This is a genomic window from Bradyrhizobium sp. HKCCYLRH3073 (genome assembly GCF_051167995.1).
In the GTDB taxonomy this organism is placed as follows: domain Bacteria; phylum Pseudomonadota; class Alphaproteobacteria; order Rhizobiales; family Xanthobacteraceae; genus Bradyrhizobium.
Genome location: NZ_JBNPUD010000021.1, coordinates 21577 through 40700, shown reverse-complemented (window position 1 = coordinate 40700; position 19124 = coordinate 21577). Strand labels below are relative to the sequence as shown.

At 66.0% G+C, this 19124-nt stretch carries 15 protein-coding genes; 8 read left to right on the top strand and 7 right to left on the bottom strand.

Annotated features, from left to right (window positions below; genetic code table 11):
• Nucleotides 1–19: 19 nt before the first annotated feature.
• The gene (ligA, locus tag ACQR1X_RS30520) at nt 20–2167 is read left to right on the top strand and encodes an NAD-dependent DNA ligase LigA (protein ID WP_434900213.1); all 2148 of its coding nucleotides are present in this window, start codon (nt 20–22) and stop codon (nt 2165–2167) included.
• A 181-nt stretch (nt 2168–2348) separates the two neighbouring features.
• Here ligA and ACQR1X_RS30515 read toward each other — a convergent pair whose 3' ends face one another.
• The gene (locus tag ACQR1X_RS30515) at nt 2349–3626 is read right to left on the bottom strand and encodes a multidrug effflux MFS transporter (RefSeq protein ID WP_434900212.1); all 1278 of its coding nucleotides are present in this window, start codon (nt 3624–3626) and stop codon (nt 2349–2351) included.
• 121 nt (nt 3627–3747) lie between these two features.
• Nucleotides 3748–5571 carry an aminopeptidase P family protein gene (locus tag ACQR1X_RS30510; protein WP_434900211.1) on the bottom strand — a complete coding sequence of 608 codons (1824 nt, stop codon included), beginning with the start codon at nt 5569–5571 and terminating at the stop codon, nt 3748–3750.
• 154 nt (nt 5572–5725) lie between these two features.
• Here ACQR1X_RS30510 and ACQR1X_RS30505 point away from each other — a divergent pair, with 154 nt between their 5' ends.
• Complete coding sequence (locus ACQR1X_RS30505) at nt 5726–5950, top strand: hypothetical protein (RefSeq protein ID WP_434900210.1); 225 nt, start codon at nt 5726–5728, stop codon at nt 5948–5950.
• Nucleotides 5951–6050: 100 nt separating this feature from the next.
• On the opposite strand, the gene ACQR1X_RS30500 is transcribed toward ACQR1X_RS30505, so the two are convergent.
• Nucleotides 6051–6947, bottom strand: coding sequence for a 50S ribosomal protein L11 methyltransferase (locus ACQR1X_RS30500; RefSeq protein WP_434900209.1), 897 nt, complete (start codon nt 6945–6947; stop codon nt 6051–6053).
• Nucleotides 6948–7214: 267 nt separating this feature from the next.
• Here ACQR1X_RS30500 and ACQR1X_RS30495 point away from each other — a divergent pair, with 267 nt between their 5' ends.
• The gene (locus ACQR1X_RS30495; RefSeq protein ID WP_315802129.1) at nt 7215–7379 is read left to right on the top strand and encodes a Flp family type IVb pilin; all 165 of its coding nucleotides are present in this window, start codon (nt 7215–7217) and stop codon (nt 7377–7379) included.
• 181 nt (nt 7380–7560) lie between these two features.
• Here the strand turns inward: ACQR1X_RS30495 and ACQR1X_RS30490 are convergent, their stop codons facing one another.
• Nucleotides 7561–9162, bottom strand: a complete 1602-nt coding sequence (locus ACQR1X_RS30490; RefSeq protein WP_434900208.1) for a phytoene desaturase family protein — start codon at nt 9160–9162, stop codon at nt 7561–7563.
• Nucleotides 9163–9362: 200 nt separating this feature from the next.
• Here ACQR1X_RS30490 and ACQR1X_RS30485 point away from each other — a divergent pair, with 200 nt between their 5' ends.
• From ACQR1X_RS30485 to ACQR1X_RS30470, 4 genes are all read left to right on the top strand, one after another.
• Nucleotides 9363–11642, top strand: a complete 2280-nt coding sequence (locus tag ACQR1X_RS30485; protein ID WP_434900207.1) for a spermidine synthase — start codon at nt 9363–9365, stop codon at nt 11640–11642.
• A 514-nt stretch (nt 11643–12156) separates the two neighbouring features.
• Complete coding sequence (locus tag ACQR1X_RS30480) at nt 12157–13110, top strand: sugar-binding protein (RefSeq protein ID WP_410051968.1); 954 nt, start codon at nt 12157–12159, stop codon at nt 13108–13110.
• Nucleotides 13111–13123: 13 nt separating this feature from the next.
• A complete protein-coding gene (locus ACQR1X_RS30475; protein ID WP_434900206.1) occupies nt 13124–14626 on the top strand; it encodes a sugar ABC transporter ATP-binding protein in 1503 nt (500 codons plus the stop codon).
• Between the two features lie 12 nt (nt 14627–14638).
• The gene (locus ACQR1X_RS30470) at nt 14639–15664 is read left to right on the top strand and encodes an ABC transporter permease (protein WP_315802133.1); all 1026 of its coding nucleotides are present in this window, start codon (nt 14639–14641) and stop codon (nt 15662–15664) included.
• A 63-nt stretch (nt 15665–15727) separates the two neighbouring features.
• Here ACQR1X_RS30470 and ACQR1X_RS30465 read toward each other — a convergent pair whose 3' ends face one another.
• On the bottom strand, nt 15728–16522 hold the full coding sequence (locus tag ACQR1X_RS30465; RefSeq protein ID WP_316181738.1) for a L,D-transpeptidase: 795 nt from the start codon (nt 16520–16522) through the stop codon (nt 15728–15730).
• Between the two features lie 316 nt (nt 16523–16838).
• Here ACQR1X_RS30465 and ACQR1X_RS30460 point away from each other — a divergent pair, with 316 nt between their 5' ends.
• A complete protein-coding gene (locus tag ACQR1X_RS30460) occupies nt 16839–17189 on the top strand; it encodes a hypothetical protein (RefSeq protein ID WP_315802135.1) in 351 nt (116 codons plus the stop codon).
• 28 nt (nt 17190–17217) lie between these two features.
• Here the strand turns inward: ACQR1X_RS30460 and ACQR1X_RS30455 are convergent, their stop codons facing one another.
• Together ACQR1X_RS30455 and ACQR1X_RS30450 are read right to left on the bottom strand one after the other, a co-directional pair.
• A complete protein-coding gene (locus ACQR1X_RS30455; protein WP_316181742.1) occupies nt 17218–17979 on the bottom strand; it encodes an ABC transporter permease in 762 nt (253 codons plus the stop codon).
• A complete protein-coding gene (locus ACQR1X_RS30450) occupies nt 17976–18896 on the bottom strand; it encodes an ABC transporter ATP-binding protein (protein ID WP_316181743.1) in 921 nt (306 codons plus the stop codon). The genes ACQR1X_RS30455 and ACQR1X_RS30450 overlap by 4 nt, the downstream gene beginning before the upstream one ends.
• Nucleotides 18897–19124 lie beyond the last annotated feature (228 nt).

Below are 19124 nucleotides of genomic sequence, written 5' to 3'. Positions count from 1 at the left end.
TGACGAGCAGATCATACGCATGCCCAAGACAGCAAAACCGAAGCAGCCCGTCGACGTTGCCGATCTCACCAAGGCGCAGGCCAAGGTGGAGTGGAAGCGGCTGGCGCTGGAGCTCGAGACCCACGACAGGCTCTATTATCAGGATGACGCGCCGAAGATCTCGGACGCCGCCTACGACGAGCTGCGTCGCCGCTTCAATGCGATCGAAAAGCGTTTCCCTGAGCTCGTCAGCAGCGAGTCGCCGTCGCAGAAGGTCGGCGCTGCGCCCTCCGGCCGGTTCAAGAAAGTGCGGCACCCGGTGCCGATGCTGTCGCTCGACAACGCCTTCGCGGAGGAGGACGTGCGCGACTTCGTCGGCCGCATTGCGCGCTTTCTCAAGCTTGCTGACGAGCGCATCGATTTCTCCGCCGAGCCGAAGATCGACGGGCTGTCGATGTCGCTGCGCTACGAGGGCGGCGAGCTGGTCACCGCCGCGACCCGCGGTGACGGCGCCGAGGGTGAGGACGTCACCGCCAACATCCGTACCTTGAAGGACGTACCGCACAGGCTGCACGGCCGCAACCTGCCCGACATCTGCGAGGTCCGCGGCGAGGTCTACATGACCAAGCAGGCCTTCCTCGCGCTCAACGAGCGCCAGAAGGAAGCGGGCGACACCATCTTCGCCAACCCGCGCAATTCCGCCGCCGGCTCGCTGCGGCAAAAGGATCCGACCATCACCGCCTCGCGTCCCCTGGGCTTCTTTGCCTACGCCTGGGGCGAGATGAGCGCGATGCCGGCGGAGACGCAAAGCGGCATGATCAAATGGTTCGAACGCTGCGGCTTCACGACCAACCCGCTCACGAGGCTCTGCCACTCGGTGGAGGAACTGATCGCGTTCCATCGTCACATCGAGGAGCAGCGCGCCGAGCTCGACTACGACATCGACGGCGTCGTCTACAAGGTCGACCGCATCGACTGGCAGGAGCGGCTCGGCTTCGTGTCGCGCACGCCGCGCTGGGGCATTGCCCACAAGTTTCCGGCCGAGCGCGCCATGACCGTGCTCAAGGACATCGAGATCCAGGTCGGCCGCACCGGCTCGTTCACGCCGGTCGGCAAGCTGGAGCCGGTCGGCGTCGGCGGCGTCATCGTGCAGAATGTGACGCTGCACAATGAGGACTACATCAAGGGCATCGGCAACAAGGGCGAAGTGTTGCGTGAAGGCCGCGACATCCGGATCGGCGACACCGTGGTGATCCAGCGCGCCGGCGACGTCATCCCCCAGGTGGTCGACGTCCTCATCGACAAGCGGCCGAAGCACGCCAAGGAATTCCATTTCCCGAAGAAATGCCCGTGCCCGCTGCATACCGACGTCGTGCGGGAGGAGATCGCGACCGGCGAGGAGGGCTCGCGCGCCCGCTGCACCGGCGAGTTCGCCTGTCCGTTCCAGAAGATCGAGCACCTCAAGCTGTTCGCCTCGCGCCGCGCTTTCGATATCGACGGTCTCGGCGAGAAGCAGATCCAGTTCTTCTTCGACCAGGGCTGGGTCAAGGAGCCCGCCGACATCTTCACGCTGGCCGCGCGCAACGCCAGGCTGAAGCTCGAGGAGGTCGAGGGCTATGGCGAGACCTCGGTGCGCAATCTCTTCAATGCCATCGACGCCCGGCGCGAGATCGCGCTGGAGCGCTTCATCTACGCGCTTGGCATGCGCCATGTCGGCGAGACCACGGCGCTGGCGCTCGCGCGCGGCTACGGCTCATGGGATGCGTTCCACGAAGCCTGTCTCAAGGTCGCCAGCGGCGACGAGGAGGCGATCGCGGAGATGGATGCGCTCGACCAGATCGGCGACACCGTGATCAAGAGCGTCGCCGCCTATTTCGGCGAGGACCACAATCGCGGCATCGTCGAGCGGCTGACGAAAGAGGTGAAGATCCTCGACGCGGAGAAGCCGAAGCGCAATTCGCCGATCGCGACCAAGACGGTGGTGTTCACCGGCACGCTGGAAAAGATGACGCGCGACGAGGCCAAGGCGACGGCCGAGCGGCTCGGTGCGAAAGTCTCCGGATCGGTGTCGAAGAAGACGGACTACGTCGTCGCCGGTCCCGGCGCGGGCTCAAAGCTGAAGGACGCACAGAAGCACGGCGTCCAGGTGCTGACCGAGGACGAGTGGCTGCAACTGATCGGGGAGTAGCTCGCGCGCTCGTCTGGTGCAGAAGGTGGTTGTGGCACCACAACTGTCATCATCCGCGAAAGCGGATGATCCAGTATTCCAGAGGCAGTTGTTATACGACCGATCCGTCTCGGCGTACTGGATACCCGCCTGCGTGACAGCGAAAGTGCCGCGCGTGCGTACAATCCCTGACATCCGCCCTTCACATCACCCCGGCCTCATCCTCTTCCGCCGTCTCGATCAGCTCCTTCGTCACCTTCATCTGCGTGCGAGGAACCAGAAAGATCATGCTGCAGGCGCAGGCCAGCGACAACGTGAGCATCGCCGACGTCAGCGGCAGCGTCGTTGCGTAGTGGCCGCCGAGATAGGCGCCGAGCTGCGACGTCAGCGCGCCCACGCCCATCTGCAGGAACCCCATCGCGCCGGAAGCTGTGCCCGCCGCGCCCGGCCGGACGCTGATCGCGCCGGCCGCGGAGTTCGCCATCACGGCGGCGTTGGCGAACATCAAGAGCATCTGCGTGCCGAACAGCACCGAGGGCACCTGGTTGAAGCCGAACAGGCTCCACGTGAAGTTCAGCGCGGCGCTGGTGAGCTGCAGCCCCAGGCCGAACCAGATCAGCCGATCGAGCGAATGGCGCGGCGCGTAGCGCACGCAGAACAGGTTGCCGACGAAATAGGCGAAGCCGGTGGTCGCAAACCACGCGCCATACTCCGCCGAGGAGCGGCCCATCTGCACCTCGACGATATACGGCCCGCCGCCGGCGAAGGCGAAGATGATCTGCGACGCCAGCACCTGGCACAGCATGTAGCCGAGGAAGGCGCGGCTCTTCACCAGCATCGCGACGTCGCGGCGGAAGCTCGCGCCCTCGATGCGTGCAGGGCGGGTCTCCGGCAGCGCCATTGTCACGGCGATCGCGATCACGATCGACAGCGCGGCGACGACATAGAAGATGGCATGCCAGCCGAGCGCGATCTCGATCAGGCCGCCGGTCAGCGGCGACAGCATCTGTGCGATCATCATGACCGCGACGACAAGGCTGATCATCGCCCCGATACGCTCGCGCGGATAGAGATCGCGGATGATGGCGCGGCTGATCACCATGCCGCTGGCGCCGCCGAGCGCCTGGAAAAACCGTGCCGCGATCAGTTGGGGCAGGGTGTCGGCGAAGATGCAGCTGACGCTCGCGACGATCGACAGCGCAAGCCCGGCGAGCATCACGGGGCGGCGGCCGAAGCGGTCCGACAGCGGCCCGAGCAGCAGTTGTGAGATCGCAATGCCGGCCATGTAGAACGACACCGTCATCTGCACGACGGAGGCGTCGCGGCCAAAGGTGGTCGCGAGCATCGGCAGCGCCGGTACCAGCAGGTACAGCGAGATCGGCGCCAGCCCGGTCATCACGACCAGCAGGACCAGCATCGTGCGCGACGGAACGGCGCGCGGTGGCGCCGCTCCAGGCGGTCTGCTGATCATTCCATGCATGGTGCCGCTCAAATCAGGTGAACAGTCCTGACTGTAGCGGTCTTCCATTTCGCGGAAATGCCTGTTTCGGCATGCGCCCATGCAGGCAGCGGGACGGCGCGCAGCCGGACCGTACGGCTGACTACAGGGGCGCTGTCGCCTGATCGAGCCAGCGCTGGTCGCCCTCGTCGAGCGCCGCTCGGACGGCGTCCCTGACCCGGGCATGATAGGCGTCGAGCCACGCGCGTTCCTCGGCGCTCAGCATCGCGACCTCGATCAGGCGGCGGTCGATCGGCGCCAGGGTCAGCGCCTCGAAGCCGTTCATCGGCTTCTCGGCGCCCGCGACGTCCTTCGCCACCACCAGCTCAAGGTTCTCGATGCGGATGCCGAACGCGTCGGTCTTGTAGTAGCCGGGCTCGTTGGACAGGATCATGCCGCGCTTCAGCGGCGTGGTGCCGAGCTTCGAAATCCGCGCGGGTCCCTCGTGCACCGACAGATAGCTGCCGACGCCGTGGCCGGTGCCGTGCTCGAAATCGATGCCGGCCTGCCACAGGAACTGCCGCGCCAGGGTGTCGAGCTGGGCGCCGGTGGTGCCGTCGGGGAAGATCGCGCGCGCGATCGCAAGGTGGCCGCGCAGCACGCGGGTGAAGCGATCGCGCATCTCCTCGGTCGGCGCGCCCACGGCGATCGTGCGGGTGACGTCGGTGGTGCCGTCCTGATATTGCGCGCCGGAATCGATCAGCAGCAGATCGCCCGGCATGATGCGGCGGTTGCTCTTGCGGGTGACGCGATAATGCACGATGGCGCCGTTGGGACCGGTGCCCGAGATGGTCGGGAACGACACATCCTTGAGCGCGCCGGTGTCGCGGCGAAAGCTCTCCAGCGCCTCGACCGCATCGATCTCGGTCAACGAGCCCTTCGGCGCCTCGCGATCGATGAAGGCGAGAAAGCGGGCCAGCGCGACCGCATCGCGCTGATGGGCGCGCCGCGTGCCGTCGATCTCGACCGCATTCTTGGCGGCCTTGAGCAGGCTGACCGGATCGGCGCCGCGCACCGCCTTGCCGCCGGCGCCCTGAATCAGGCGCGTCAGGGCATCGGCGGCCGTGGCGCTGTCGAGCGCGACGGCCGCGCCGGATTGCGCGAGCTCGGACAGGCGCGGTGTCAGCGCGTCCGGCTCCGCCACCTCGGCGCTCTGCTCGAGATGATCGCGCGTCAGGTTCGAGAGCTTGCGGGAATCGATGAAGATCGTCGGGCGTCCGGTCTTCGGCACCAGCGCATAGGACAGCGGCAGCGGCGTGTGCGAGACGTCGGCGCCGCGGATGTTGAAGGTCCAGGCGACGTTGTGGGAATCGGACAGGACGAGCGCCTCGACGCCGAGGCGCTCGATCTCCTGGCGGATCCGGCCGAGCTTGTCGGCCTCGCTCTCGCCGGACAATTCCGCGCCGTGGATGGCGACGGCGCCGAGCGGCGGCAGCGGCCGTTCGGTCCAGATGCTGTCGACCGGGTTGCGCTCGACCGGAACCAGCTCCGCGCCCGCCTTGGCGCAGGCGGCGGCCAGTCGTTCGGCCGCGGCCGTTGTATGCAGCCACGGATCGAAGCCGACGCGGTCGCCGCTCTGCAAATGGCGCGTTAGCCAGCTCTCCGGCGGCGGCTCGATCAGTGATTCCACCATCCAGGCCTTGCCGTCGACCTGCTTGCCGGCCTGCAGCGTATAGCGGCCGTCGACGAAGATCGCGGCCGCCTGCGACAGCACGATCGCAAGGCCGGCCGAGCCGGTGAAGCCGGTCAGCCACGCCAGCCTCTCCTCCGAGGGTGGCACATATTCGTTCTGCTGCTGGTCGGCGCGCGGCACGATGAAGCCGGCGAGCTTGCGTCTGGCCAGCTCTTCGCGGAGCGCGGCGAGCCGCGCGGTCAGTGCCACGCCGGTTTCGGGTTCTTCGAACGTCTGGAACAGAGCTTCGAACATCGGTCTCATACTTTAGAAGTGAATCCTGCCGCGTCGGCGAATACTCCTTCAGCAGACAGTGCAGTGCACGAAGAATCTCCTTGCATTCGCCTGTGCAAAAAGATTTGCTGTCGCATGCCAGTCATCCGAAAGAGGTGCGGCGGCGAGGAAACGTATGGACGTGACGACCACGATCGTAAAGATCATCCACGGTCGCATGATCCGGGGAGTGCCTCAACTCAACGGCGAGGGGATGCACGATGCCTGCTTTTACCTTCGAAAAATTATCGGCGCCCGCGCCGAGCGGACCGGCGTCCGCACCGGCCGAGAAGCCGCGCAGCGCGCTGGCGGATCTCGTCAATCGTCTTGTCGCGCCGCGCGGTCGACGTGCGCCGCGTAATCAGTCCGACTCCACCTCGCAGCAGAGCCAACCGAAGACGTAATCGCGAGCTTGCCGCACCCAGTGTGCGGGTTCGATCCATGCCGTGAGCTGATCCGCCTCACTGCTGCTTCTGCAGCAACAGGCTGCTCCATCCCTCGATTCTCAAATGCCGGATCGGAACCAGGCCGCGGGCACGATAGGCGGCGCGGACGGCGCGTGCCTGCGGGGTCAACAGGCCCGACAGGATCACGAAGGCCCCGGGCGCGAGATGGCGCTGCATCGGCGCGGCCAACTGGCGCAGCGGATTGGCCAGGATGTTCGCCAGCACCAGGTCGAACGGGCCGGCTTCGGCAAATTCCGCGGCGGCGAAGCCCGTAGCCCGGATCACCTGGACCAGGGGGCCGGCGCCGTTGAGTCGGGCGTTTTCCCGCGCCACCATGACCGAGGGCGCATCAATGTCGCTCGCCAGCACGGACCGGCGCGTTGCCTTGGCGGCGGCAATGGCGAGCACGCCGGTTCCGGTGCCGAGATCCAGCACGCGCCGCGGCGCGCGCGTCTTGAGCACGTGATCGAGCAGCAGCAGGCAGCCCCGGGTGGTGCCGTGATGGCCGGTGCCGAAGGCGAGCGCCGCCTCGATCTCGATCCCGAGCTTGTTGCCGGGTACGCGCTCACGGTCGTGGCTGCCGTGGACCATGAAACGACCGGCCGGGACCGGAACGAGGTCGTCCAGGCTGGCCTTGACCCAGTCCTTGGCCTCGACGACCTCAAACGTCAGGGTCCGGGCCACGTCGGCGCCCGCCGCCCCGCCGACGAGCTCGCGCACCAGCGCCTGGTCGGGCGGATCGGCAAAATGCACCGTGACGTCCCAGCGCCCGTCCGGACGCTCGAACGCCGCAACCGCCGCGTCCCCCTCGAAGAACACTTCGGTCAGGACGTCGACCGCCGGGCGGGCGGTCGCTTCATCGGCAACCGTAAAGCTGGCCTTGTGGGTGGCGGGCGTGGTCGTTGAGGTCATCAAGGTGGATCCTGGCGAGATTTGACGGCGTGGTTAAGGGAATTGCCTGCTAACGCAAGCGATAGGACCGCAATTCTGCCGGATCTGCGCATCCAGCGGTTGTATAATGCCTTTCCTCATCCGAATAAAAGTTGAGGTTCAATTGCAGCGAAGAATCTCTGCAACTTGACCTGGGGGGATTATCCCGACTTTAGGGTCTTGGCCCCTAATGTTCCCGCCATGGGAACCGGATGATCCTCGGTTCCTGGGTTGGGAAACGAGGTTCAGATGAAGTCCATTCTGTCGAAGTTCTTGCGTGATGAATCCGGCGCCACCGCCATCGAATACGGCCTGATCGCAGCCGGCATCTCGCTGGCGATCATCGCCGCCGTCAACGGCCTGGGCAGCTCGCTCAGCAGCAAGTTCGACTCGATCAACACGTCCCTGAAGTAATCCGCCCGACGCGGCGTTCTCGAAGAACCGGGCCCTGCGCCCGGTTTTTCTGCTTGAGGCCATATCAACCGCCGGGTCCACAGCATATCCACACGGCCGTGCACTGATTCTTTGGCAGTCGATCCACAGTGCGTCCTCAGCTTGTCCACACGGACGTCCGCCGCCTTTCCACCCCTTATCCTCAGCCGAACAGAGCGCGATGGTCCGCCAGGATCGCCTGGGCCGCATTGTGGCCGGGGGCACCGGTGACGCCGCCGCCGGGGTGGCTGCCCGAGCCGCAATGGTAGAGCCCCTTCAGCGGCGAGCGATAGTCGGCGTGACCGAGCATGGGGCGGGCCGAGAACAACTGGTTCAAGGTCAGCGCGCCGTGGAAGATGTCGCCACCGATCAGCCCGAACTGGCGCTCGAGATCGAGCGGTGACAGCACCTGCCGGCCGAGCACGCTGGCGGCAAAGCCCGGCGCATAGCGGTCCACGGTCGCGATCATGAGGTCGGCGACCTCGTCGCGGTGATTGTCCCATGAGCGGCCGTCCGGCAGCTCGGGCGCGACATGCTGGCAGAACAGGCTGGCGACGTGCCGGCCTGCCGGCGCCAGCGTCGGGTCGAGCGTGGACGGGATCAGCAGCTCGACCACGGGATCGCGGCTCCAGCCATGCGCCCGCGCATCGAGATAGGCCTGGTCCATGTAGCCGAGGCTCGGGCCGAGGATGATTCCGGCGGAGAGATGGTCGCCGTCGCCCGGCAGTGCGCTGAACGAGGGCAGCCGGTCGAGCGCCACGTTCATGCGGAACGTGCCCGAACCGCAGCGCCAGTTCCGGATGCGGTTCAGGAACGGCTCGGGCACGGCGCCGGCCGGCACCAGGCGCGTGTAGAGCAGCTTCGGGTTCACGTTGGCGACGACGTGGCGGGCGCGGATGGTGCGGCCATCCTCGAGCACGACGCCGACGGCGCGGTCACGCTCGACGATCACCTCGCGCACGCCGGCCTCGAGCTCGACCAGCGTGCCCAGTTCCTTCAGGCACCCGGCCATCGCCTGCGTGATCGCCCCCATCCCGCCGATCGCATGGCCCCAGACGCCCTTCTTGCCGTTCACCTCGCCGAAGGCGTGATGCAGCATCACATAGGCCGAGCCGGCGGCGTAGGGACTGGCATAGTTGCCAACGATGGCATCGAAGCCGAACAGCGCCTTCACCAGGTCGGTCTCGAAGATCTCGTCGAGCATCTCGCCGGCCGAGCGCGTGAACAGGTCGAGCAGGTCGCGCTGCTGCTCCAGCGACAGCGCGCGCAACGTGTTGGCGGTGCCGAGCGCGTTGAACGCCTCGCGGATCGCCGATAGCCCGAACTGGGCGACCAGGTTCGGCGGCGCCCGCAGCACGAGGCTGCGCAGCACGTCCGCGATCGCCTCGAGCCGGGCCGAGAACGGGCCGATCGCGTCGGCGTCCCGCGGGCTCAGCCGCGCAACCGACGCCAGCGTGCGACCCTCGCCCGTCAGCAGATAGCGACCATCCGGCGAGGGCAGGAAGTTCTGCGTCCGGCGCTCGACGATCTCGAGCCCGTGCTCATGCAGCTTCAGGTCGGAGACGACGCGCGGATTGAGCAGGCTCACCGTGTAGGACGCGACGGAGTTGCGGAAGCCCGGATGAAACTCCTCCGTCACCGCGGCGCCGCCGACCACCTTGCGGCGCTCGACCACATGCACGCGCAGGCCCGCCATGGCGAGATAGGCCGCACAGGTCAGGCCGTTGTGGCCAGCGCCGATGATGATGACGTCGGTTTCATTCATGTCAGCTTCAAAAAGCCCTGTTTAATCACCCGCACCGGGAACCTCGGCTGGTGCTGTCGCGCCGGAAGGCTGCGACGTCAAGGAAAACTCCATTTTGCCTCAGCTGCTCGCCATACCGCCCTGCGATCCGCTATGTCTCGTCTGCTCATCGCGGTCCGGCCTCGGCATCTGATGCCGGCCGCGCTGCTGCCGGAGTTGTCATGACCTCAATAGCCTCGCCCGCCGCCGTCGCTCAGCCCTCCGCCGCACGCAACCGGGCGGTGCTCGTCGTCTATACCGCCGCCATTTTCGTCAGCGCGCTGCTGCTGTTCTCGGTGCAGCCGCTGTTCACCAAGATGGTGCTGCCGCGGCTCGGCGGCTCGCCGGCGGTGTGGTCGGTGGCGATGGTGTTCTTCCAGACCCTGCTGCTGGCGGGTTATGCCTATGCGCATTTTCTCACCCAGTTGCCCAGCCGGGTGCTGCCGATCGCGATTCATCTGCTGCTGCTCGGTTTCGCTCTGCTGACGCTGCCGTTGTCGATCGCGAGCAGTTGGGGCGACCCGCCGACCTCAGGCTACGGGCTGTGGCTGCTCGGCCTGTTCACCGTGTCGATCGGCCTGCCGTTCTTCGCGCTCGCCGCCAACAATCCGCTGCTGCAGGCGTGGTTCGTACGCACGGGCCATCCAGCCGCGCCCGACCCTTACTTCCTCTATGCGTCGTCGAACATCGGCAGCTTTCTGGCGCTGCTGTCCTATCCGCTGCTGATCGAGCCGATCTTCAGCCTGCGCATGCAGAACCTGATCTGGACCGGCGGCTATGGCCTCCTGATCGCGCTGATCGCCGGCTGCGGCGTCCTGCTGCTGCGGTCGCCGGTGATCGTCGCGAGCCTGCTGCACACCGACGACAGCCATGCCCCGGCGCCACGCTGGCTGCTGCGCCTGCGCTGGATATTCCTGGCCGCGGTGCCCTCGGGCCTGCTGATCGCGGTGACCGCGCACATCTCCACCGACGTCGCGGCCGCGCCCTTGCTGTGGGTGCTGCCGCTGTCGCTCTATCTGCTCACCTGGGTGCTGGTGTTCCAGTCGCGGCCGCTGCTGCCGCACAAATGGATGCTGGCGCTGCAGCCGCTGGCGATCGCCGGCGTGATCGTGCTGCTCGCCTTCGGCGGCGAACAGAATCTCGCGCTCACGCTCGGCGGTCATCAGCTCTGCTTCTTCATCATCGCCATGGCCTGCCATGGCGAGCTCGCGCGCACGCGCCCGCCGGCCAAGTATCTCACCGGCTTCTATGTCGCGCTGTCGTTCGGCGGCATGGTCGGTGGCCTGTTCGCCGGGCTGATCGCGCCGTTCACCTTCTCCTGGGTCGCCGAGTATCCGATCCTGCTGGCGCTGGCGGCGTTGTGCCGCCCGGCTGCCAATGAGCGCCTGCCCGGGCTCTCGCGCTGGTACTGGCTCCTGCTCGCGGTCATTGCGGTCGCGCTGCTGGTGCCTTCAGGCATGACCGGCAAGGTCACGACCTATCTCGAGGACCACCGCGTCTATGTCGCGGGCGCCGTGGGCGTGCTCGCCGCGCTGCTCGCTCTGCTGCTGAACGGCGGCCGCTGGAAGGTGTTCGCGACGGCCGCACTCGCGCTCGTCCTGATCCGCGCCTATCCGGCCGATGACGGCCGCGTCGAAACGGTGCGCAGCTTCTTCGGCGTGCACAAGATCGTGGTGACATCGGACGGGCACTACCACGTGCTGATGCACGGCACGACCATCCACGGCGCGCAGAAATATCTCAACGCCGACGGCTCCAAGGTGACGGGGCGTCCCGAGCCGATCACCTACTATCACAAGGACGGCGGCATCGGCCGCGCCATCACCGCGATCCGGGAGCGCAAGGGCGCGCCGCTCAAGGTCGCCGTGATCGGCGTCGGCGCGGGCACGCTGACCTGCGCGGCCCAGCCCGGCGAGAGCTGGAATTACTTCGAGATCGACCAGACCATGGTCGACACCGCCAGCGATCCGAAATATTTCAGCTACATCAAGAGCTGCGCGCCGGACTTCAAGCCGGTCATCGGCGATGCCCGGCTGACCTTCGCCAAGGAGCCGGACGGCGTCTACGATCTGATCATTGTCGACGCCTATTCGTCTGATGCGATTCCGATCCACCTCGCGACGGAGGAGGCGATGGCGATCTACAAGGCGAAGCTGGCGCCACAGGGCGCTGTCGTGATGCACGTCTCCAATCGCCATCTGGAGCTGGAGAGCGTCGTGGTCGGCATCGCCGACGCCAACGACCTGAAGAGCTGGGTCTACAACGAGGACTCCGGCCGCGACGACGAGTACATCTTCCCGACCGACGTCGTCGTCAGCGCGCGCGACGATGCCGATGTCGGCAAGCTCGCCTCCTCGGACAAGTGGACCGAGACCGAGCCGACCGACGGCGAGCGGGTCTGGACCGACGACTATTCGAATATTCTCGGCGCGGTGTATCGGCGGCTTCGCGACGGCGAGTAGGCGAGGGCGCACGCCGCGTTCCCGCCGGTTGGGCGGCCGTCAGGATTCGGGTGGCGCGCGCCATGCGGCATGCGCGTTCGGAAAGAGGTGCGCTCCTCGATTCCGAATCGGCGCCGGTTGCGTCGCGTCAAATGTTCGCCGCTTGGTTCATCGCGATGGAGCGATATTGCATCGCAGAACATAGCACGATCTGCTTTCTTCAGCGGCTTTGTTGCGGAGCTGTCACGATCATGCTACCTTGAGGTGCGTGCCTCATAAAGGTTCCACGACGATGAGGCTCTCGGGAGGAAAGCGGCGGCTCGGTACGCGGCGCGGTAAGTCTCACACGACATCTTCACGACTCGAGGGGTGACGTCGATTTTGGCGACGCCCGTGCGCCTCGGGTTTTGTCGAGTTCACGTCGAGACCTGCGGTGCCGTGCGGGTGCAGGCCTCGTCCCGGGCGCGGAACGTGTCTTCAATGAGTACAAAACGCCGGTCGCATCAAGCAGGCCGGCTGACATGGGAGGGGTTTGATGAAGCGTCTTTGGATGGTCGGCGCGTCTGCTCTGTTGGCGATGGCGCTCGGTGTGGGCTCGGCGGGAGCGGCCGACAAGAAGGTCCTCGCCTTCGTCGTCAACGGCGCGTCCGACTTCTGGAAGATCGCCGAGGCCGGCGTGAAGAAGGCGCAGGGCGAGCTGCCCAACTACAACCTGCAGCTCAAATATCCCGAGCAGGCGGCCGCCGCCGTGCAGCAGCGGATGCTGGATGACCTCGTCGCGGCCGGCGCCGCCGGAATCATGGTGAGCGCCGTCGATCCGAAGAACCAGACCGAGCACCTCAACAAGATCGCGGCACAGACGGTGCTCTTCACCACCGACAGCGACGCGCCGCAATCGAAGCGCATCGCCTATATCGGCTCCTCCAATACCGAGCTCGGCAAGGACGCCGGCAAGCTGATGCTGAAGGCGCTGCCGAACGGGGGCAAGTGCGTCGGCTTTGTCGGCCTGCTCGGCGCCGACAACGCCCGCGAGCGCATCGAGGGCGTGAAGGAGACCATCAAGGGCTCGAAGGTCGAGCTGGTCGACGTGCGCGGCGACGAGATCGACCAGACCCGGGCCAAGCGCAATGTCGAGGACATCCTGGCGGCGATGCCCGATGTGAGCTGCCTGGTCGGCTTCTACTCCTACAACACACCGCGCATCTACGAGGTGCTGAAGGAAGCCGGCAAGCTCGGCAAGATCAAGATCATCGGCTTCGACGAGGATCCGATCACGCTCGGCGGCGTGAAGGACGGCGCGATCGAGGGCACGGTGGTGCAGCAGCCGTTCGAATGGGGCTATCAGGGCATGAAGCTGATGGCGAAGGTCGTTGAGGGCGACAAGTCGGGTGTGCCGGCCAACGGCATCATCATCGTGCCCGGCAAGGTGATCGAGAAGTCGAACGTCGACGACTTCATGGCGCAGATGAAGCAGATGCTGAAGAAGTGACGCGACGGCCGGCGTGCGCGAGCCCTTCCTCGAGCTGATCGACATCGGCAAGACCTATCCTGGCGTGGTCGCGCTCGACCACGCCAGCCTGTCGGTCGCGCCCGGCGAGGTGATCGCCTTGGTCGGCGAGAACGGCGCCGGCAAGTCGACCCTGATGCGCGTGCTCGGCGGCGTGGTGGAGCCGAGCAGCGGCACGATCCGGATCGATGGCGTGGCGCGGGCCAGCTATGCGGTGGCGGACGCGATCGCGGCCGGCATCGCCTTCGTCCACCAGGAGCTGAACCTGTTCGACAATCTCGACGTCGCGGGCAACGTCTTCATCGGGCGCGAGCCGGTCTATGGCGGGCCGCTGCGGCTGATCGACCGCGCGACGCTGCGGACCAGGGTGCGCCCGCTGATCGCGCGTCTCGGGGCCGATTTCGAGCCGGATACGCCGCTTGCCGAACTGTCCCTGGCGCAGCGCCAGCTGGTCGAGATCATGAAGGCTTTGTCGCTCGATGCGCGCTGCGTCATCATGGACGAGCCGACCTCCAGCCTCACCTTGTCGGAAACCGAGCGGCTGATGCATGTCATCGGCGGCCTGAAGTCGGACGGGGTCAGCGTCATCTTCATCACGCATCGCCTGAACGAAGTGATGCAATGCGCCGATCGCGCCATCGTGCTGCGCGACGGTCGCATGGTTGGCGCGCTGACGCGAGACCAGCTCAATCCTGCAGCGATGATCCGGCTGATGATCGGCCGGGACCTGCGGTCGCTCTACGTGCCGCCGGCCGCGCCGCCTGGCGAGGCCGTGCTCGACGTCATGGAGGCCGTGACCGCGACCTATCCCAACCAGGCCGTCAGCCTGCAACTCCGGCGCGGCGAGATCCTCGGACTTGCCGGCCTCGTCGGCTCCGGCCGTACCGAGCTCGCGCGCGCCATCTTCGGCGTCGAGCCGCTGCTGGCCGGGGGCCTCAGCCTGGAGGGCGAGCCGATCCGCATCTCGACGCCGCGCGCGGCGATCGATCGCGGCATCTATCTCATTCCGGAAGACCGCAAGGCCTGCGGCCTCTTGCTCGACCTGTCGATCGCCGAGAACGTCTCGCTGCCGGATCTCGCCTCCTATCTGAGCTTCGGACTTGTCGACATCAGGCGCGAGGCCGAGAATGCCGATCGACAGCGCGAACGGCTCAAGATCCGGGCGTCCGACGTCAAGGTGTCGGTCGGCACCTTGTCGGGCGGCAATCAGCAGAAGGTCGTGCTCGCCAAATGGCTGTCGATGCGGCCGAAGGTCCTGATCTTCGACGAGCCGACCCGGGGCATCGATGTTGGCGCCAAGCAGGAGATCTACGACATGCTGCGGCGGCTGGCGGATTCCGGTGTCGCGATCCTGATGATCTCGAGCGACATGGAGGAGGTGATCGGGGTGAGCGACCGGATCGCCGTGATGCATGAAGGCATGATTTCAGGTTTCCTGGCGAGAGACGAGTTCAGCGAGCACAACGTGCTTCAGCTCGCCGTCGGCCATACCGTCTGAGCGAGGGCGCCCGTGCAGAAGAAAGATCTCAGCCTGCTGATCCTGATCCTGGTGGTCGGCGCCGTCGTGGCCTTCATCAACCCACGTTTCCTCTTGGTCGGCAACCTCTCCAACACCGCCAACCAGGTTGGCATGTTCGGCATCTTCTCGATCGCCGAGGCCTTCGTCATCATTGTCGGCGGCATCGAGCTCGCGGTGGGGTCGGTGATCGCGCTGCTCGGCGTGCTGTTCATCGACCTCATCGTCAACCGCGACGTCGACTGGGTCGCTGCCTTGTTCCTCATCCTCGCCGGCGGCATCGCCATCGGCTTGGTCCATGGCACGCTGGTCACCAAGATGCGCATCCAGCCCTTCGTGGTGACCCTGTGCGGACTTCTGATCTATCGCGGCGCGGCGCGCTACTACACCGAGGATGCCACGGCCGGCTTCGGCTATGGCGCGAGCTTCCCGGCGCTGGAATGGCTGGCCGCCGGCCGCACCGATGTCCTCGGCTTTCCGCTGCCGCACAGCGTCGTGGCCCTCGCGATCGTCGCCGGCATCGCCTGGCTGGTGCTGCACCGGTCGGTGTACGGCCGCTATTTCTACGCCGTCGGCAAGAACGAGGAGGCGGCGCGCTATTCCGGCATCCGGTCCGACCGGGTGACGATCGCGGCCTATGTGATCTGCGGGGCCCTGACCGCGCTCGCCGCGGTCCTGCTGGCGATGTATACCCGTTCGATCTCGCCGGCGGTGCACGGCTCGTTCTACGAGCTCTATGCGATCGCCGCCGCGGTGCTCGGCGGCTGCTCGCTGCGCGGCGGCGAAGGCTCGATCATCGGCGTCGTGCTCGGCACGGTCCTGCTGCAAGTGTTGCAGAACCTGGTCAACCTGCTGGGCATCCCCAGCTCGCTCAATTTCGCCGTGATGGGCACGGTGATCCTGATCGGCGTGCTGGCCGACCAGTATCTCGTGCAGCGGCGCAAGCGCATGCCAACGGCCCGCGGGCAGGCCAGCGCCGATCGCGCGTCGGCCTCGCTCGGGCGCGTCAACGCCGAGTGAGAAGATCGCAACGGACCGAGCGCCGCCTGGTGGCGACGCCCGGTTGCTGGGATCAGTGCGCGATCAGTCCTGATAGGTGTAATAGCCGCGCGGCTGGTAGTAGGAGCGCGGCTGGTAATAGCGCGGCTGGGCGTAGCTCGGATTGCCGTTGTCGTAATAGTACTGCTGCGGCTGCTGCTGCGGATAGGCCTGGGCGTCATAGACGCGGCGGGCCGTGCCGGGCGGTGCCGGATAGCGCGCACCGTTGTCGCTGCCGTCGGCGGGATAGATGTAGCCGTCATCGGGCCGCTGCTGCGGAACGACCGGGCGTCCCGGCAGCATCTGCGGCTGCGGCGTCAGCACGACCGGCTCGCCACTGTCATCATACTGCTGCGGCGCCTCGCGCCGGGCAACAGCGGTGCCGCGGCGTGGATTGCGCGCCAGCGCCACCTCGGCCGATCCGGTCAGCGTCACCGTGGTGTTCAGTACGCCGTCTTTCTGTACCAAGTCATAGAGCGTCGTCGCGTTGGCCTTGGACAGCCGGACGCAGCCGTGGGACGCCGGGGTCCCGAGGCGGCTTTCCGAATCCGTGCCGTGAATCGCGTGACCGACCTTCGTGAAGAAGATCGAATGCGGCATCGGCGCGTCGTCGAATTCCTTGGAAAAATGATCGGCTTCCATGCGGAAGGCGCGGAACGAGCCATTCGGCGTTTCCCGTGAGGGAATGCCGGTCGAGACCGGCCAGCGATAGCGTTCGACGCCATCGACGGCGACCGTCATGATCTGGTTGTTCTTGTCGACGGTGATGTCGATCTTGGCCAGAGCCGGCGTGGCCGACAGAAAGGCGAAGCCGGCAACGGCAAAAAGGATGGTACGCATCTAACCTCTGGCCTCCAGGGCTCTCGACTGTGGAGAGACCTCAAAACGGGACTTCAACGCCCAGGTCATCGCCTCGGCATGCACTATGTCGGAATAGCGCGCTTTGTTCCAGCCAAGGGCGGCTTCAACCTTAATGGCGGGCGGGGGCCGGACAAAGGCTCGGCCTGTTCATCCGCGCTGACATTTTCGCGACCGCGGACGGTCTTTCATTCCGGCGTTTGGGACTTCTCTAATCGGTCCAATTTGTCATGACCGCGCAACTTTTTGGCCGCATCCGCGTTTCAAGGATTCCTCCATGCGGTTCCCAGGACTCAAAATGTTGACGATGAAGGCCAAGACGGCGGTGCTCGACGATCGCGCGCCGCATAAGCTGACCTATCTGCTGGCTGCGCTCGCACTGTTCATCCTGGCGTTGGCCTGGCTGGCGCTGCCGCAATTCGCCCACGCCCAGGGCATCATCCGTGGCGCCCATGAGGGGGCCCACGAAGGCAACCGTATCGCCGGCCCGGTGGGCGGCGTCGTCGGCGGCGCGGTCGGTGCCGGTGTCGGCGGAGCCGTGGGCGCCGTCGAAGGCGTGCTCGGCGTCCCGCACCGCTCGTATTACCACCGGCACTATCACTGCCGCGGATATCGCGACGGCTACGGCCGCTTTCACTGCTACCGCTGAGCGGTCACCACCAAGCTGAGGCGCCGGCTCAATGCTTGAGCCGGTAGCCGGTCTTGAAGATCCACCAGATGATCGCCATGCAGATCGCCAGGAACAGCAGCGTCACGCCGACGCTGATTTCCACCCTGACGTCGGCGATCTCATAGAAGCTCCAGCGAAAGCCGGAGATCAGGTAGACCACCGGGTTGAGCAGCGCGATCGAGTGCCAGGTCGGCGGCAGCATGTTGACCGAGTAGAAGCTGCCGCCGAGGAACGTGAGCGGCGTCACCACCAGCATCGGGACCATCTGCAGCTTCTCGAAGCCGTCGGCCCAGATGCCGATGATGAAGCCGAACAGGCTGAAGGTCACGGCCGTCAGCACCAGGAACGACAGCATCCACACCGGGTGCTGGACGTGCAGCGGCACGAACAGCCCGGCGGTGGCGAGGATGATCAGCCCGAGAATAATGGATTTCGTCGCGGCCGCGCCGACATAGCCGAGCACGATCTCGAAATGCGAGATCGGCGCCGACAGGATCTCGTAGATCGTGCCGATGAACTTCGGGAAGTAGATCCCGAACGAGGCGTTGGAGATGCTCTGGGTCAGCACCGACAGCATCACGAGGCCGGGCACGATGAAGGTGCCGTAGCTCACGCCGTCCACTTCGCTGATGCGCGAGCCGATCGCGGCGCCGAACACGACGAAATAGAGCGAGGTCGACACCACCGGCGACACGATGCTCTGCAGCAGCGTGCGCCAGGTGCGGGCCATCTCGAACTTGTAGATTGCGGCGACTGCGCGAAAATTCATTGCCGCACCAGGCTCACGAAGATGTCTTCAAGGGATGATTGCTTGGTCTCGAGATCGACGAAGCGGATGCCGGCAGTCCTGAGATCGCCGAGCAGGCTGGTGATTCCGGTGCGCTCGCCCTTGGTGTCGTAGTCGTAGGCGAGCCGCCAGCCGTCGTCGGACAGCGCGAGCTGATAGGGCGCGAGCGCCTCGGGGATGGTCTCGATCCGGTGCTGCAGATGCAGGCTCAGCCGCTTCCGGCCGAGCTTCGCCATCAGCTTGGCCTTGTCCTCGACCAGGACGATCTCGCCCTTGTTGATGACGCCGACGCGATCGGCCATCTCCTCGGCTTCCTCGATGTAATGCGTGGTGAGAATGATGGTGACGCCGGCGGCCTTGAGCTCGCGCACGACGTCCCACATGCCCTTGCGCAGCTCGACGTCGACGCCCGCGGTCGGCTCGTCCAGGAACAGCACCTGCGGCTCGTGCGACAGCGCTTTCGCAATCATCACGCGGCGCTTCATGCCGCCGGACAGCGTGATGATCTTGGCGTCCTTCTTGTCCCAGAGCGACAGGTCCTTGAGGATCTTCTCGATCAGCGCCGGGTTCTTCGGCTTGCCGAACAGCCCCCGGCTGAAGCTGACCGTGGCCCATACGGTCTCGAATGAATCGGTGTGCAGCTCCTGGGGCACCAGTCCGATCAGCGCCCGCGCGGCGCGATAGCCGCGGTTGATGTCGTGGCCGCCGACCGCGACCTTGCCCTTGGACGCATTGACGATGCCGCAGATGATGCTGATCAGCGTCGTCTTGCCGGCGCCGTTGGGCCCGAGCAGCGCGAAGATCTCGCCCCGCTCGATCGCGAGATCGACATTGTTGAGCGAGGTGAAGCCCGAGGAATAGGTCTTCGACAGGCCGGTAACGGAAATGACGGGAGCCATCACGGGGATTCGATGCGAGGGATTCGAAAAGAGCGGGGGAGCTGCGCGGAGGAGGGGCGCAGGCGAAGCGCTCAGATAGGAACGGGGGGGCGTTCGCGCAATCATGCGCGCGACCCTCGATCGTGTCGCTTGTTGGGCTTTTCCGTGGCCAATATGGTTAGGTGTTGCCGCTCAGCCACGGCTGGCGAGGATCGCCGCCTCGCGATGTCCGACAATGTTGCGTCCGCG